Genomic DNA, 15,998 nt, shown 5'->3' with positions numbered 1-15,998 from the left:
TTGATTAGTCTTAATCCAAATTCAACTTTTAGGTATTTCAAAAGGAATTTGATCGGTTATATCGGTCTTAATTCCGTTTTTTTCTTCAAATCATTTTGTTCCGGATTTATATACATAAACCGGATTTAAAGGTTTTATTTTCTTTTCATCTATTAATTTTTGTTTTTCTTTGGCTATTTCTTTTAATAAAACTTCAACAGGTGTGTCGCTTTCTAATTGCTTGGTTAGTTTTCCAGAAATAGCTCAGTTTAAAATTGATTTTTTAAGTTGATCTGGTGTCATTATTTAACCTCTAAATCAATTTCTAGAATTTTACTTATTTCGTTTAATACATCTTTAATATCTTTATTAACTTGTTCTTTTTCTTTTAAATAATTTTCAATTAACTGCTTAGGTTCTAAAATAACTTCTTCAACGTGAGGTACACCACATTGATCTAAGTTGTAATTTAAATTTTTAAGCTCTTCGGTGGTAAATCTTTTAGCTTTATAATTACCGTTTTCATCTACGATATCTTTTTTATTGGCTAATCAATTTTTAACTTCATCAAAGTGTTCTAACTTAATTGGTTTAGTTTTAGAAAAAGCTTTATATCCTTTTGGCATATCCATGCGATAAATTCAAACTTCGCCTTGAGAAGGTTTTTTATCAAAAAATAAAATATTAGTTGAAATCGAAGTATAAGGAGCAAAAACACTACCTGGTAGTCTAATAATAGTATGTAAGTTATATTGGGTTAATAACATCTTTTTAAGGTTAGTTTTAGTTGTATCGGTTCCAAATAAAAAGCCATCAGGTAAAATAACTGCTGCTTTACCTTCTTTTTTAAGACGATACATAATTAATCCCATAAATAAATCGGCAGTTTCAGATCCTCTTATATCAGCCGGAAAGTTAATTTGAATATCTTTTCTTTCGCTACCGCCATAAGGTGGATTCATTAAAATAACATTAAATTTTTCTGCTTCTGAATATTCTCTAATATTTCTTTCTAAAGAATTACCATGCATTATATTAGGTGAATCAACGTCGTGTAGTAATAAATTAGTTATTGCTAATAAATGCGGAAAAGGTTTCTTTTCAACTCCATAAAAGTTTTTCAAATAATTTCTATCTTTAGCTGAGGTAACTTGTTTATCTAAATACTTAATTGATGAAGTTAAAAATCCGCCAGTACCACAAGCAAAATCGGCAATTTTATCAGTTAATTTAGGTGAAACTACTTCAACAATAAAATCTGTTAGAGCTCTTGGAGTATAAAACTCTCCGGCATTACCGGCATTTTGAATATCTTTTAAAATGCTTTCATAAATATCACCAAAAGCATGACGATCGCTTTTGGTATCTAGTTCTAAACTATCTACTATATCAATTGCTCTTCTTAAAGCAACTCCGTCTTTCATATAGTTATTAGCATCAGCAAAAACATCTAAAACAATTTTCTTTTTAATTGGATCTTCTTTAGAAACAGGTAAATTTTTAAGCGTCGGAAAAAGCTCATTATTAACAAAAGCTAAAAGACTATCTCCTGTCATATTACCTTTAGCTCAGTTTCTTCAACGATATTTTTCTGGAATAATTGATTGATAGTTTTTATCTAATATTTCTCAGGTGTTAGCTTCTTTAGCATCATATACTTTTAAAAATAGCATTCATACCATTTGTTCAATCCGTTGGGCATCGCCATTAATTCCGGCGTCAGTACGCATGGTATCCTGCATTTTTTTAACAAAATTACCTATTTCCATAGTTATTTCTCCTTTATATAATTAGTTTTAATAAATTATTAATTAATTGATTATATTTATCTCTACCACCAAATAGTTCGATAATTTTTTTCATTCCACCATATTCAAATAATGGATAAACTTCTAAGGTTTCAAGATTAATTAAAGCATCATAACCATTTTGTAAATATTTATCCAATAAGATGTTAATAATTTCTTTTTGCTTATTTTTCAAATTAGCAAAAAGAAAAGAAGATTTAATTAAATTAACATTAGTTTGTTTACTATTTGGTTTAATACCATAAGCTAAAAAACTAATAAAATCAAAATCATTGATATTTTTATCAATATCTTCTAAATCGTTTTTAATATCTTTTAAATTAATATTTAATTGTTTTAATAAATTGTTAACAAAAAATGGTTTTTCAGCAATATCTAAACTTAGAAAAGCTTTATTAAACTCTTCTTTGGTTTTATATAAACCTAAGATTTTTTCTTTAGCCGTTTTAGGATTAATTTCTGCTACAAGTTTTAAATCATTATTAATAGAATATTTAGTTTCATTAATAATTGAAACTCTTGGTCCTTTAATATATAACTTATTAGTATCAGTAATTAGTCGATGTATTTCTGTAGATCTTTCGGTTGATTCTTTGATTTTAATTTTAATATCAGGCAAACCTCAGATATCATCATCTAGTTTATCTGTTGACTTATAAAAGTCAAAAACGAAAAAATGAGTTTTATCTTGAAACGCTTCTAAATCCCGATCTTCATCTTGATAAGTATAGATTCTAGTTCCTCGTCCAATTATTTGTTGCAACTTAATAATTGACATAATTTCTGTATCTAAAACAATTAACTTTAATGTTTTAGTATCAACACCGGTAGTTAAAAGTTCGGCGGTTGTTGCTATAACTGGATATTTTTCATGCGGATCACAAAAAGCTTCTAGTTGTGATTTACCTTCTTTGTCATCACTAGTAATTCTAACAATATAATCTTTACCTTCAGTTTGGGCTTTAGCCATCATTTCAGGATTATATTTAATTAAAGCATTTCTCATTCTTAAAGCATGCTCGTCATTTTTACAAAATACAATCGTTTTATTATATGGTCCAAATTCTTGTAAATGGCTAGTAATTCTTTGAGCTATTCTTTCGGTTCTTTTTTGATAATAGAAAAATTTATCAATATGTTTAGCTTCAGGAGCATAATCAATTTCGCGTCCAAATTCATCTAGCTTACCGACCATTTCAGAAGCTTGTTCTAAATCATCCATTTCAATTTGGAAAATTTTATAAGGAGCTAAATAACCGTCTTGAATACCTTCTTTTAAAGAATACATATAAACTGGATCACCGAAATATAATCGATTAGAAACATCTTCACTTTCTTTTGGTGTAGCAGTTAATCCAATTTGGGTAGCATCTACAAAGTATTCTAAAATATTTCTTCATTCTGAATTTTCATCTGAAGACCCGCGATGACATTCATCAACGACAATATAATCAAAAAAATCTTTTTTATAGTTTAAAAGAGGGTTTACATCTTCTCTTGGTGCTAATTGATGATATAAAGAAATATAAATTTCTGCTGCTTTGTCATATTTATTGTTTTTATCAACACCGATTCTAATTAGTTTACTTTTAAAAGATTGAAACTCCTTAACCGTTTGATTAGCAATAGCATCGCGATCACATAAAAACAATATTCTTGAATTAGGTTTAAATTTATTAACTGTTTCAATAATTTTGCGAGCAACAAAAGTTTTACCTGTTCCGGTTGCCATTACTAATAAAATCCGTTTTTGTCCGTCTGCAATCGCATCTAAAACTTTATTAACTGCTTTAATTTGATAATATCTAGGTTCATATTTATCATTTACTCATGATAAATATTTATGAATATCAATATTGGTATTTTTAATTTCAGGGGTATTTGATCTTATTAAGTTTTCTAACTCTTGCATTAACCTACTCTGAGTTGGAAATTCTTCAATTCTAAGATCTGTAGCATAATATTTATCTTTGTAAAAAACTTCTTTTCTAAAACCTTTGCCACTTGAAGAAAAAGCAAAATGAACGCCAATTTGTTTGGCGTAGTTTTTAGCTTGTTGGATACCTTCACTATCAGGACATTTATATTTTTTAGCTTCTAAAACCGCTATTGGTTGACCGTTGGAATCATAAAGTACATAATCTGCCTTTTCACTAGAATTAGGTAAAGTGACTTCCATTAAGATGCTATTATTTTTTCAACCTTTATTTTCTAAAGCTCTGGTTATAAATAATCTTTTGGTATCCTCTTCACTTAGGTTTAATAAATCTTTTTGTTCCATAATTTTGTTTGCAATATACTATAAATTTTACTTTATAAAAGTAAAATGATACTAATATGTTTAAGGCTTAAAAAAATTTAATTAATTTAAGCATAATAAAAATTGGTAATCACACCAATTTTTTAAATGTTAACATTCTGATTTTTTACAGCCTAAACACTCAATTTCACAGCATTCACATTCTTCACAATTTTCACATTCACAAGTTTCTTCGTCGCATTTACAATGATCCATAGTAAATACTTGTGCTTCGATGTCGGCTTTTAAATTAAGCAACATTTCATGAATAAATTTTTGTCTCATGTTGATGTCGGTTTGCATTAGATATTCTTTAACAAATAAATCTGAATCAACTGCATTTCTACCTTCGTCATGGCTAGCTATAAAATCGATTATTGTTGCCATTTCTTTACATAAATCTTCGATATCTTCAGTTTTAATTTTTAAACATCTATCAGCAAATTCTTCGGCTTCTTTGTAATAATCTAAAACAGCTTTAATATATTCTTTTGAACCTTCATCTTCATCTTCGGTTTCATCTTCTTCGCCATATTTAGCTATACGGTGTAAGAATTTAGATTCTAACATTTTCTTTAAAACCATTAAAGTAGCTCATCTCATGTTAGAACATGCTTCGCCTGTAAAAATTTCTTTATATGGTTTGATATTAGTTGCTTCTGCAACCATATCATTTAATCCTAATTCATAAGTTGCAACGTCTTCGGTTGAAACAAATCACATTTTAGTTTTTTCTGATGTTTCAAGTTCACTAACACTTTCAACAGTTACAACATAACCAAAATTACCTTCAAGTGGTAAAAATATTTTTTCTCCAATTAAAGCTTTTGTATCAAATGCATCTTCATCTTGGACAAAGATAAATTGATCTTTTTTATAAGGTAATAAAACCTTAGATTCTCCTTCGGCAAATTTTACAATTTTCATTTATTTCCCTCCTATTTATTATTACCTTTAATAATTTTAAATTTTTAAATTTAAAAAAATACCATAATAGGTATTTTCTTTCAAATTTTGCTTATAAAAATGTAAAAATTAATCTTTTAAATTATTTTGATTAATTCTGAATTTTTTCAAATTCAGATAAAGTTTTAGCAACACCAGCTTTTTTAAAACTATAAGTTATCATTTTAGCTTGTTGTTTAACGTTTTTCATACTGTTTTTCATTGCTATAAAAGCACCTACGTAAGGAATGGTTACAGTGTCATTGCCAGAATCACCAAAGTGAACCGCTTTTTTAGGATCAATGTTCATTACATCACAAACAAATTTTTCAGCTATTCCCTTAGTTGCGTTAATATCGTTAATTTCAATTGAATATCCTTTTGAAACAACGTGAAGTGATAAATTAGAAAAAGCAGCTGCTAGTTCATCTCTTAGTTTTAAAATGTTTTTCTTAGAAGTACCAAAAGTTAATATCTTAGTACAATTACCTAATTTTTGAATTTCATCATAAGTTTTTCAATTTAATCTTTTAAATCATGAACGCACAAATTTAAATTTAAGACCATGAGCATATCCAGTATCACCACTATTAAAAATAAAAATCATTTTATTTTTCTTTAAAATTTCAACAATTTTAATTACAGTGTCCTTTTTAATTTCACACTTTCTAATAACATTATTATTTCTATCCACAACAATTCCACCATTTTGACAAATAACGTAAGGTGAATTAATTTTATTAGCTAGTGCCATTACAAATTCTGAATTAGATCTTCCGGTTGATAAAATTACTGGTCTATTATTATCATTTCATTCTTTAGCTTTTAAAACATTAGTTTCACTAATTCTTTCAGGTTTTTTAGGTAGATCTAAAAAAGTACCGTCCATATCTAGAAAAACTGCTTCAGGTTTAAAATCGATCATATTTACTCCTTTATATTTAAATAAGTATAAATAAAAAAGCGTATAACACGCTTTTATTTTTGATTAATTAAAATTTTTTTAATAATTCTTCGGCAGGCATGTAACCAACACTGTGGTTTACTTGTTTGCCATCAGCAAAGTAAAATAATGAAGGAATAGATGTAACATTCATTTCTCTGGCAAACGCAGTGTCTTGATCTACATCAATGTCATAAATATTAATTTCGTCGTTTTCTTCGCCTAATCTTTCAAGTTCTGGTCCTAACATTTGACATGGAGGACATCAAACAGCTCTAAAAGCTAAAATAGCTTTTTTATCATTTAAATGTTTGTTTTCTAATTCTTGTTTTGTTGTTTTAATATACATATATTTTTACCTCCTCGTTAGTTTTTTTTGTAATTAAGCTTTTAAATTTTAGCACTTTTTTAGTAAGATTTGGCAAAAATTACGTATCTATTAGTTTCTTTATTAGTATAGAAACATTTATTAGAATTAATTGATACAGGTTTTACAAACGGAATACATCTAGTTGAAGCTCCGGTTTCCTCTTTGATTTTAACTTCATCATCGCCATCACCAGCAAAAGCAGCGTAAACTCAATGCCCTTTAGCTATTTCAACTTTGAACTCTTCGTAATTATCAACTACTACAATGTTGTTTTTCAATCTATCTTTAGCACTTTGTAATAAATTATTTTGAATATCAACTAAAAGTTTTTCAACGGTTTTAACAACATCTTCTAAATTAACAGTAATTTTTTCAATAGTATCTCTTCTTACAAGGGTTACTTGATTATTATCTAAATCACGTGGTCCGACTTCAATTCTAAGTGGTGTTCCGTGGATTTCTGAGTTTGCCGCTTTAAATCCGGCACCTTTATCACTTTCATCTAAATTAACTGAAATATTATTAGCTAATAAATCATTTTTAATTTGACTTGCAACAACTTCAACTCTTTCATCTTTATTAGCAAATAAGGTTAAAATATCCACTTGGGTTGAAGCAATTTTAGGTGGAATAATAATTCCTCTATCGTCACCGTGAGTCATAATTAAAGCTCCTAGAAGTCTTGTTGAAACACCTCAAGAAGTGCCATACGCATTTTCTAAAAGATTTTCTTTATTTTTAAAAGTAATATCAAAAGCTTTTGTAAAGTTTTGACCTAAATAATGACTTGTTCCTGCTTGTAAAGCTTTACCATCTTTCATCATCGCTTCAATGGTAAAAGTAAAATCTGCTCCTGAGAATTTTTCGTGTTCAGTTTTTTGACCATCCATAACGGGAATAGCTAAATATTCTTCAACAAAATTTTTATAAATATTTAACATCTTCGTAGTTAACATCTTGCCATCTTCAGCAGTCGCGTGCATTGTATGACCCTCTTGTCATAAAAATTCACGTGATCTTAAAAATGGGTTAGTGGTTTTTTCTCAACGCATAACATTAACTCATTGGTTATAAATTAAAGGTAAATCTTTATATGAATTAATTTCATTTTTAAAGAAATCACCAAACAATGTTTCAGAGGTAGGGCGAATGTAATATTTTTCAGCTAGTTTTTTACCACCAACTTCTGTAACAGTTGCTAGCTCAGGATTAAAACCTTCTAAATGGTCTTTTTCTTTTTGTAATAAACTTTCAGGAATTAATAAAGGTAAATAAACATTTTGGACACCAACTTTTTTAAATTCTTTATCAAGATTTAAACGAATGTTATCTCAAATACTAAATGATAAAGGTTTAAAAATAATTGAGCCTTTTGTAGCTCCATAAGCCATTAAATCACCATTTTTAATAACATCAGTATATCATCTTGCAAAGTCTTCTTTTTGTGGAGTTATTTTGTCAATCTTTTTCATATTTAATAATTTTATTAAAATATTGCTTATTGTTTCGGTTTTTATATAAATATAAAAAACCTATAAAGCTATTATTGCTTTAATAGATATCTCAAAATAAACTAAAAAGAGCTTATAATTTTAATTACAAAATATTTATTATTTTGTCATACAAATTTATGGAGGATAATTAATGAAAGCTAAAATTGCTTTAAACGGATTCGGAAGAATCGGAAGATTAATCTTCAGACAAATTTTTAACGATCCAGAATTAGAAGTTGTTGCAATTAACGATTTAACAGATGCTGCTACATTAGCCCATTTATTAAAATATGACACCGCTCACGGTAAAATGGACCATGAAATTTCAGCTAGTGAAAATTCAATTACTGTTGACGGTAAAGAATATAGAGTTTACAGTGAAAAAGATCCATCTCAATTACCTTGAAAAGAATTAGGTGTTGACATTGTTGTTGAAGGAACAGGAAGATTTACAACTACCGAAGCCGCTCAAATTCACCTTGACGCAGGAGCTAAAAAAGTTATTATTACAGCCCCTTCAAAATCAGATGATGTTAAAACCGTTGTTTATTCGGTAAACGAAAACATTTTAACCCCAGAAGATAAAATCATTTCAGCTGCTTCTTGTACTACTAACTGTTTAGCACCTGTTGTTAATGTTTTAGAAAAAGAATTTGGTATTGAAAAAGGTTATATGACAACAGTTCACTCATATACAGCCGACCAAAGATTACAAGATGCTCCACATAAAGATTTAAGAAGAGCAAGAGCTGCTGCTCAAAATATGATTCCTACAACTACAGGGGCTGCAAAAGCAATTGGTAAAGTTGTTCCTACTTTAGCTGGAAAAATGAACGGTATCGCTTTAAGAGTGCCTACAATTACCGGTTCTATTGTCGATTTAACTGTTGAACTTAAGAAAGATGCTACTGTTGAGGAAATTAACCAAGCGATGAAAAAACACGAATCTGAATCATTTTCATATACAGACGCACCTTTAGTATCAAGCGATATCATTGGTTCAAAAGCTGGTTCAATTTTTGATAGCCAATTAACAGCTGTATTAGATGTTGATGGCAAAAAAATGTATAAACTATATGCTTGATATGACAACGAATCATCATTCGTAAATCAATTTGTAAGAACTTTAAAACACGTTGCAAAGCTTACTAAATAATATTAATGAAAAAATAAATTCACCCAACGATTAAGTTGGGTGAATTTTTCTTAATTATTTTTTGAAAATATGTTCGTAAATTTCTTCGTATTGTTTAACAGGGATAAATTCAATTTCTTTTTTAACTTCTTCTGGAACTTCAATTAATAAACGTCTATTATCTCATGGAATAAAAATTTTCTTAATACCATAATGTGAAGCAGCTAATGATTTTTCTTTTAATCCGCCAATTGGTAATACTTTACCTCTTAAAGTAATTTCTCCAGTCATACCAATGTTGGCAGGTACTGATCTTTTTGATAAAGCACTAATAATAGAAGTAGTAAATGTTACACCAGCACTTGGACCATCTTTTGGCACAGCACCTTCTGGAACGTGAATATGAACTGAATTATTATCGAAGTCAAAATCAACTCCGAATTTAACAGCATTGGCTCTTACAAAGTTAAGGGCAATTTGAGCCGATTCTTTCATAACATCTTTTAGTTGTCCTGTTAATTTTAATCCTTCTTTACCTGGGAATGAAGTAACCTCGATTGAAAGGACACTTCCGCCATAAGGAGTTCAAGCTAAACCATTAACAACACCAACCCCAGCTTCATTATCATTTTTCTTTTCGTCAAATTTAACTGGTCCTAGGAAATCTTCAACTATTTCTTTTGTTACTACAAATTCATCTTTAATTTCGCCATCTAAGAATTTAACAACAATTTTACGAGCTACAGTATCTAATAATCTTTTTAGTTCACGTACCCCAGCTTCTAGGGTGTAGTGTCTAATAATAAATTCAATAGTTTCATCATCAATTTGCATTTGTGATGGCTTTAAAGCGTTTTGAGCATATACCTTAGGTAATAAATGAGTTTTAGCTATTTCTAATTTTTCTTTAACAGTATAGGTGCTTAATTGTAATATTTCCACACGATCAATTAAGGCAGGCGGAATTTGTTCGTAATAGTTAGCAGTAGCTATAAATAACACTTTTGATAAATCGTATTCTAATTCTAAGTAGTGGTCTTGGAAGTTAGCGTTTTGTTCGGGGTCTAAAACTTCTAACATCGCAGAAGTAGGATCCCCTCTAAAATCAGCTGACATTTTATCAATTTCATCTAATAAAATTACTGGGTTTGAAACACCTGATTTTTTAATAGCTGAAATTATTTTTCCAGGCATTGCTCCAACGTAAGTTCTTCTATGTCCTCTAATTTCACTTTCGTCTTTAACCCCACCAAGAGATACTTTTACAAATTCACGATCTAAAGCATCTGCAATAGATTTAGCTAAAGTAGTTTTACCGGTGCCGGGAGGACCTACTAAGGTTAAAATAGGAATATTATTAATTGGTCTATTGCTTCCGTTTTGATTAACAAAAAGATTTTTGTCAATAAAATGTTTATCATCGCCTTTAATAGGTTCGTATTCTTTTTCAGCATTTTGGTTTTGAGTGTGAGTTAAAACAGAAATAAATTCTAAAATTCTTTTCTTAGGTTTTTCAAGACCATAGTGATGTGAATCAAGAATTTCACGTACTTTTTGAATGTTAATAATTTCTTGACTTACTTTTCTTCAAGGTAATTTTAATAATAAATCAATGTATGTACGTGAGATGTTAGCTTCAGGACTTGAAGGCATCATTGAAGCTAATTTAGATTGTTCTTTTTGTAAGGTATCTAAAACATATTTAGGAAATTGTTTATTTTTAGTTGAATCCTTAGCGATATCATCAATTTGACTTTCATCTTCATTAAGCATCTTTTTAATTTGACGCATTTTTTCTCTTAGATAAAAGTCTCTTTGTTGATCTTCCATGTCTTCACGCATACCACGGTTAATTTCGTCTTCTACTTTTTTAATAGAAGAAAGAGCTTCTAATTTTTGAATAGCAAATTCAACAATTTTTTGAGGATTTAAATATTGGCTTAAAGCATAATTAAATTCTTCTCAACTTAAATCTTCAAAGCTTTCTAAAATTCTAAAAGAAACTGTACTTGTTAATTCTAAAACATCATTTTTAATATCTTGTTTTAATTCAAGACCACTTGTAGCATTGTATAAATCGGTAAATAAATTAATTTGATTTTCAAATTGTTTAGTTTTAACTTCTAAACTTTTTAAATTTTTAATGGCTTTGGTTAAAGATTCTCTTAAAACGTTAAATTGTTCATAAAGTTTATCGAATTCCTTTCCATTTAATTTGGCTTTTGTATCAGCTAAAACTTCTATTTCTGCAACGGTTTTATATTCACTTTTACCATTGGTTTCGATTTCAATTAATTTAGCTGCTTCTGAGCCTTCTAATGTAACGGTGTAAATACCGTTTTTTTCTTTAAAGTCAGTTATTGTTGCAACAACCACATCATCAATTAATTGTTCTTTATTATCAACTATGCCACCATTATGTTTTTCATTGTCAACAAAGGTTATAGCTAAAGCTTTATCGAATGAGTTATAAGCCATTTGTAAGGCCTCAACTGAGTTAGCCTTACCAACTCTAATTTTAGTTTTAACGTAAGGGTAAATTTTTTGATTACTTACCGCTATAAACGGTAATTTTTTTCTTAATTCTTGCATTGTATTTCCTTTCTATTTAGCAACTATTACCAATGCAGGTTTAATAGTTCTATCATGCAATTTATAACCAATGTTTTTAACTTCTAAAATAGTGTCTTTTGGTAAATCAGAAGCAACAACTTCATAAACTTGTTCTTCCATTGGATTATATAAATTTCCAACTTGTGGTTGAATTTTAACAACTCCAGCATCTGCTAAAATATTGCCTAATTGGTTGTATAACATATCAAAACCTTTAGCAAAATTTTGCACCACTTGATTTTCATTATTTTTAGCAGCTGCAATAGCTATTTCAAAATTATTAATAGGTAAAATCAAATCTTCTAAAAATCTTTGTAAGGCATATTGTTTGCCTTCTTTTAATTCTTTTTCAAAATGCTCTGAACGATCTTTTTTAAAGTTATTTAATTCTTCTTGGGCCTTACTTTGAATTTTTTCAACTTGAATTTTAAAAGCTTCTTGATGTTCTTTCATTTCGTTTCTTAAATTTAAAATAGTATTTTCTAATTCTTGATTTTTTAAATTTAATTTATTAGTAATTTCAATATTTTCATTTATTAAATTAACAACAGGTTCAGGAGTAGTTAAATGTTTGGTAACTTTGACATAAACTTTTTTATTATCAATGTTTACATGGTGATACATATTTAATTTTAAATTTTTGCCAGTTAATAATTTCTCTAAATTTTCTTCAATTAAATCAATGCCATAAACAAAACTTTTTGGTTCTTCTTTTGGTTTATATTCTTTATCACTAGCCATTAATTTATGATCTTCGGCAGAAATAATGACATATTCAACATAATCATATTTATTTAATTTCATTTTTTACCTCCGTTAAAGCCATCATTTTTTTCTTTGATTATTTTTTCTAAAATAGTTAAAGCTTCAAATGATTTTCTTACGTCAATATTTTTAGGTCCTAAAATACTAATTTCTTTCACATTTTCATTATTGGTATAATCAATTTTTTTACTAATTAAACACATATTAGGTCTTGAATAATCAAGTTTAATATTATTTTCTTCATCTAAACTGTTTTCGATTGCTTCTCAAATTGAATGATTTTCGATCAACTCTAATAAGTTAGCAATTTCTTCTCTTGATATGTTTTTAGATAAAATAATTGCGTTTTTGTTAAAAGCTTTTGATTCAATCTTTTCTTCAAATACAAAAATGCTTTTGACAAATTTTTGTAAGATTAGTTCAAAGTTTTTAACTTGATCACTAAATATAGGTACCAGCGTTTCTGCTTTTTTAGCCAACTCAATTAAAGGTGTATCAATTAATCTTTCTTTAAATAATCTAACTGCAACTCTTAAATCTTTTAATTCAATATCTTTTTCAAAGTAGAAAATTTTATTTTGCACATTACCACTGCTGGTAATTAAAACAATTACAGCTGATGTTTCATTTAAAACTGTTAAAGTAATATTTTTTAAAGTTTCACTTTGATTATTAGTAGTTGCTACAACAGTAAATGCCGCCATTTCACTAATAACTCTAGCCGCTTCGTCTAATGTTGAATCAATGCTAATTCTTCTTTTAGCTAATAAATCATCAAGTTTAGTTGTGAAATATTCTTCATTGTCATAAACTAAATATTTTGAATAATATTCAAGTCCAAATGTAGAAGGAATACGTCCACCAGAAGTATGTTGTTTTTCTAGAAAACCATTTTTTTCTAGTTCTGCCATCATTGATCTAATACTTGCAGATGATCAATCTAAATTATATTTTTCTACTAAACGTTTTGAGGCTACTGGTTCACCAGTTTCAATAAACATTTCGACAATTAATTTAAAAATATTAGAAATCTTAGCATTTAATCTAATAGTTGGAGCTTCTTTATTTGTATTATCTGTCATTACTCTCCTTAAATATAAAGAAATTTTAGCACATAATTAGCACTCTTTTTATTTATTTGCTAAATTTATAAGAAAAGAAAAGAACAAGTAGTTAGCTTGTTCTTAACATTTGGCGCGCCCGGCAGGAGTCGAACCCGCAACCTCTTGGGCCGTAACCAAACACTCTGTCCAATTGAGCTACGGGCGCAAAAATATGGAGCCACCAACCGGATTCGAACCGGTAATCGAGGTGTTGCAGACCTATGCCTTGGCCGTTTGGCTATGGTGGCAACACAATGGCATAAATGCAATTAATATTATATATTAAAAACACAAAGATAAAAATAAAAAAATATTAGCTTTATAGCTAATACAAATAAATTTTTTATAAAAATTAATTTAAAACAAACTTTTGTGTTGTTCTTTTAATAATTGTTTTTAAAACATCTTCCACTTTTTGCAAACCTAAATTATTAGAATTTTTAAAATTTCCATTTATTAAAGAAATGTCTTTAGACGAAAAATCAATTGGTGAAGCAATAAATGTCATTTTATTGCTACTTTCACGAGCTATAAACACATTAATTAAATCACTGATAAAACCTTCACTCTTAGTTCCAACCGCAAATTTATCAATAAATAAATAATCTACGTTGCTTAAATGATCTATTAATCTCGTAAGAACAACTGGGTTTCTAAAATTATTGTAATAAAAACTATAAAGCGAATTAGTGTCGATAATAGCAGCAGTTTTATCTTCAAAAAGTTGTACAAGTTTTAAAGCTAAAAAAGAAAAAATATTTTTAGCATTTATAAAACTTGGGTCAATTATAAGCAATCCTTGATGCCTTTTGGATTTTATAATATTTAACATTTCACGTCTTAATGGTTTTCAATTAGCTAATAATTTTTTGTTAATTTCTCTTAATTTATTTACTGGCAATGGTGCTTCGGCTACATCGTAATAACTTTGTAAAAACGGTTCTAATGGTGTAATTTGGGTTAATCAAAAACGTTCATACTCTTTTTGTTTTTTTACAAACTGAGAATTAGTAAAATCAATATCTAAGTGATTATAAACATTGACAAATAAACTTCATTCTGGTTCTTGCTGATTTGCTTGTCAATAATCATAATATCTTTGTAATAAGTGCATACCATCATTAATTTGCATTTTATTAAGGTTTAATTTTTCGATCAATTCTTTAATTTTAGGATTAGCTAAAACTTTGGCTTTTTCAGCTTCGGCATCAAAGTCTTTTAAAGTATCAAAATCTAATAAAATTGAATCTAATGCATTTTTATCCATAATTAAACCTCCTCTTATTTTTTAAAAACTTAGTTCATCAGATTCTACATCGCTTATAAAATCTTCAGTATTATGTATTTTAATTTGTTTTGAAAGAAAAGCTTGATTTAATTCAATTTCTACTAAAGTTTTTTCAAAAATTTTCTTAGAAGCGAAATCTTTTGCAATTTTGTCAATAAATTTACATACAACCGCATTATTAACTCTTATAGAATATCAAATAAATAAGTTAATTACTGAAGTATTAAAGTTCATTAATTTAAGTTCATGCAGCATTTTAGCTTGGGTTAAAGAAATATCTTTTTGAGTATAAGTTTCAATAAATTGTTTTGGTGTTAAAGTATCTTTTAAATCTTCTAAGTTTTTAACGACAAAATCAAAATCTAATTTATCGTTAGAAATACTTTCAAGTTCAAATACTTCATAGTATTTTTTAGATACTTCTTTAAAGTTTGATTTATCTAAAGTAAAATGACCTTTAGCATTAATTAATTTTTCAAATTTTTCTTTGCCACATTTTTTTATTAATTGATTAGCAAAATAACTATGAGTTGCAATTTCGTTAGCTGATAAAGGTTTAATTAAAAATAAAATTTCAATACCTTGATTATTTTCGTAAGTTTTAATTAAACCATAAGCTTCTAATTTATATCTACATTCTAATAATAATTGTTGATCGATTACTAAATGTTCAGAAGTTTCAGCTAAAAAATGTTTTTCTTGACGATTATAAATATTAAATAAATCTAATAAATGCTCGTATAAACAAATAGAATCACGACCCACTAAAGGTAAATAAAATAAACGAAGGTTTTCTAAGTCGTTATTATTAATATAACTATTAGCATCGATATAAAAATATGACATTTACTTACCTCCCGTTTTTTTATTTTTTGCTTGTGTAATTATTTTAAAAATTAGCTAAGAAAAAAATAAGAAAAATTAGCGATAAGTTTTTGCCATATTCAACAATTCACAATGATATTAACATTTTTAAATTTTTTAAATCTTCTTAAATTAAGAAATATTTTGTGAAATTTTTCAATTTTTCAAAGTTTTAAAATGTGAATTGTTGTTTTTAAAATGTGGTTTTTTAAGCCTAAATTTTAGGTTATTTTTATATTCTTCTTAAATTAAGAACAATTAGTATTTTTAGACAAAAATTTATGCTTTTTTAGCATAAAAAATTACATTTAAAAATTTTTAAAAAATTTAAATAAAAACTTAAAAATCTTGACTAAATTTAAATTTCATTTAAGTGGTTTAGCTAATATAGCC

The 15,998-nt window shown here is 27.7% G+C and carries 12 protein-coding genes, 2 tRNA genes and 1 pseudogene; 1 reads left to right on the top strand and 14 read right to left on the bottom strand.

Annotated features, from left to right (window positions below; all coding sequences use genetic code 4):
* The 7 genes and pseudogenes from FJO69_RS07585 to proS form a co-directional block, all read right to left on the bottom strand.
* A pseudogene (locus FJO69_RS07585) lies at positions 1-282 on the bottom strand (restriction endonuclease subunit S); the annotation flags it as partial.
* Entirely contained in the window at positions 282-1,748 is a 1,467-nt protein-coding gene (locus FJO69_RS07580; protein ID WP_140781544.1) for a class I SAM-dependent DNA methyltransferase, read from the bottom strand. The pseudogene FJO69_RS07585 and the gene FJO69_RS07580, both read right to left, overlap by 1 nt.
* Positions 1,749-1,761: 13 nt before the next feature.
* Positions 1,762-4,068 (bottom strand): EcoAI/FtnUII family type I restriction enzme subunit R, encoded by a 2,307-nt coding sequence (hsdR, locus tag FJO69_RS07575; protein WP_140781543.1) that lies wholly within the window; start codon positions 4,066-4,068, stop codon positions 1,762-1,764.
* Between the two features lie 129 nt (positions 4,069-4,197).
* Entirely contained in the window at positions 4,198-5,013 is an 816-nt protein-coding gene (locus FJO69_RS07570) for a hypothetical protein (RefSeq protein WP_140781542.1), read from the bottom strand.
* A 130-nt stretch (positions 5,014-5,143) separates the two neighbouring features.
* Positions 5,144-5,956: an HAD-IIB family hydrolase gene (locus FJO69_RS02760; protein ID WP_140781541.1), complete on the bottom strand. Its 813-nt coding sequence runs from the start codon at positions 5,954-5,956 to the stop codon at positions 5,144-5,146.
* Positions 5,957-6,023: 67 nt separating this feature from the next.
* Complete coding sequence (locus FJO69_RS02755; RefSeq protein WP_140781540.1) at positions 6,024-6,323, bottom strand: thioredoxin family protein; 300 nt, start codon at positions 6,321-6,323, stop codon at positions 6,024-6,026.
* Positions 6,324-6,382: 59 nt separating this feature from the next.
* Positions 6,383-7,816 carry a proline--tRNA ligase gene (proS, locus tag FJO69_RS07565; RefSeq protein ID WP_140781539.1) on the bottom strand — a complete coding sequence of 478 codons (1,434 nt, stop codon included), beginning with the start codon at positions 7,814-7,816 and terminating at the stop codon, positions 6,383-6,385.
* A 172-nt stretch (positions 7,817-7,988) separates the two neighbouring features.
* Between proS and gap the strand changes: the two genes are divergently transcribed.
* Positions 7,989-8,993: a type I glyceraldehyde-3-phosphate dehydrogenase gene (gene gap / locus FJO69_RS02745; protein ID WP_211333788.1), complete on the top strand. Its 1,005-nt coding sequence runs from the start codon at positions 7,989-7,991 to the stop codon at positions 8,991-8,993.
* 54 nt (positions 8,994-9,047) lie between these two features.
* Here gap and lon read toward each other — a convergent pair whose 3' ends face one another.
* From lon to FJO69_RS02710, 7 genes are all read right to left on the bottom strand, one after another.
* A complete protein-coding gene (gene lon, locus FJO69_RS07560) occupies positions 9,048-11,564 on the bottom strand; it encodes an endopeptidase La (protein WP_140781537.1) in 2,517 nt (838 codons plus the stop codon).
* Positions 11,565-11,576: 12 nt separating this feature from the next.
* Entirely contained in the window at positions 11,577-12,389 is an 813-nt protein-coding gene (locus FJO69_RS02735) for a nucleotide exchange factor GrpE (RefSeq protein WP_140781536.1), read from the bottom strand.
* Positions 12,380-13,432, bottom strand: a complete 1,053-nt coding sequence (hrcA, locus tag FJO69_RS07555) for a heat-inducible transcriptional repressor HrcA (protein WP_140781535.1) — start codon at positions 13,430-13,432, stop codon at positions 12,380-12,382. Before hrcA ends, FJO69_RS02735 begins: the two co-directional genes overlap by 10 nt.
* Positions 13,433-13,542: 110 nt before the next feature.
* Positions 13,543-13,619, bottom strand: a tRNA-Arg gene (locus FJO69_RS02725).
* 7 nt (positions 13,620-13,626) lie between these two features.
* Positions 13,627-13,701: transfer RNA gene (locus FJO69_RS02720), tRNA-Cys, on the bottom strand.
* Positions 13,702-13,805: 104 nt separating this feature from the next.
* Positions 13,806-14,720, bottom strand: coding sequence for a hypothetical protein (locus FJO69_RS07550; RefSeq protein WP_140781534.1), 915 nt, complete (start codon positions 14,718-14,720; stop codon positions 13,806-13,808).
* Between the two features lie 21 nt (positions 14,721-14,741).
* Positions 14,742-15,587 carry a DnaD domain protein gene (locus FJO69_RS02710; RefSeq protein ID WP_140781533.1) on the bottom strand — a complete coding sequence of 282 codons (846 nt, stop codon included), beginning with the start codon at positions 15,585-15,587 and terminating at the stop codon, positions 14,742-14,744.
* Positions 15,588-15,998: the final 411 nt, after the last annotated feature.

Origin of the sequence: [Mycoplasma] falconis (assembly GCF_006385795.1) — a bacterium.
GTDB classification, from domain to species: Bacteria; Bacillota_I; Bacilli_A; order Mycoplasmatales; family Metamycoplasmataceae; genus Metamycoplasma; species Metamycoplasma falconis.
This window is presented reverse-complemented; position numbering and strand designations above follow the sequence as displayed.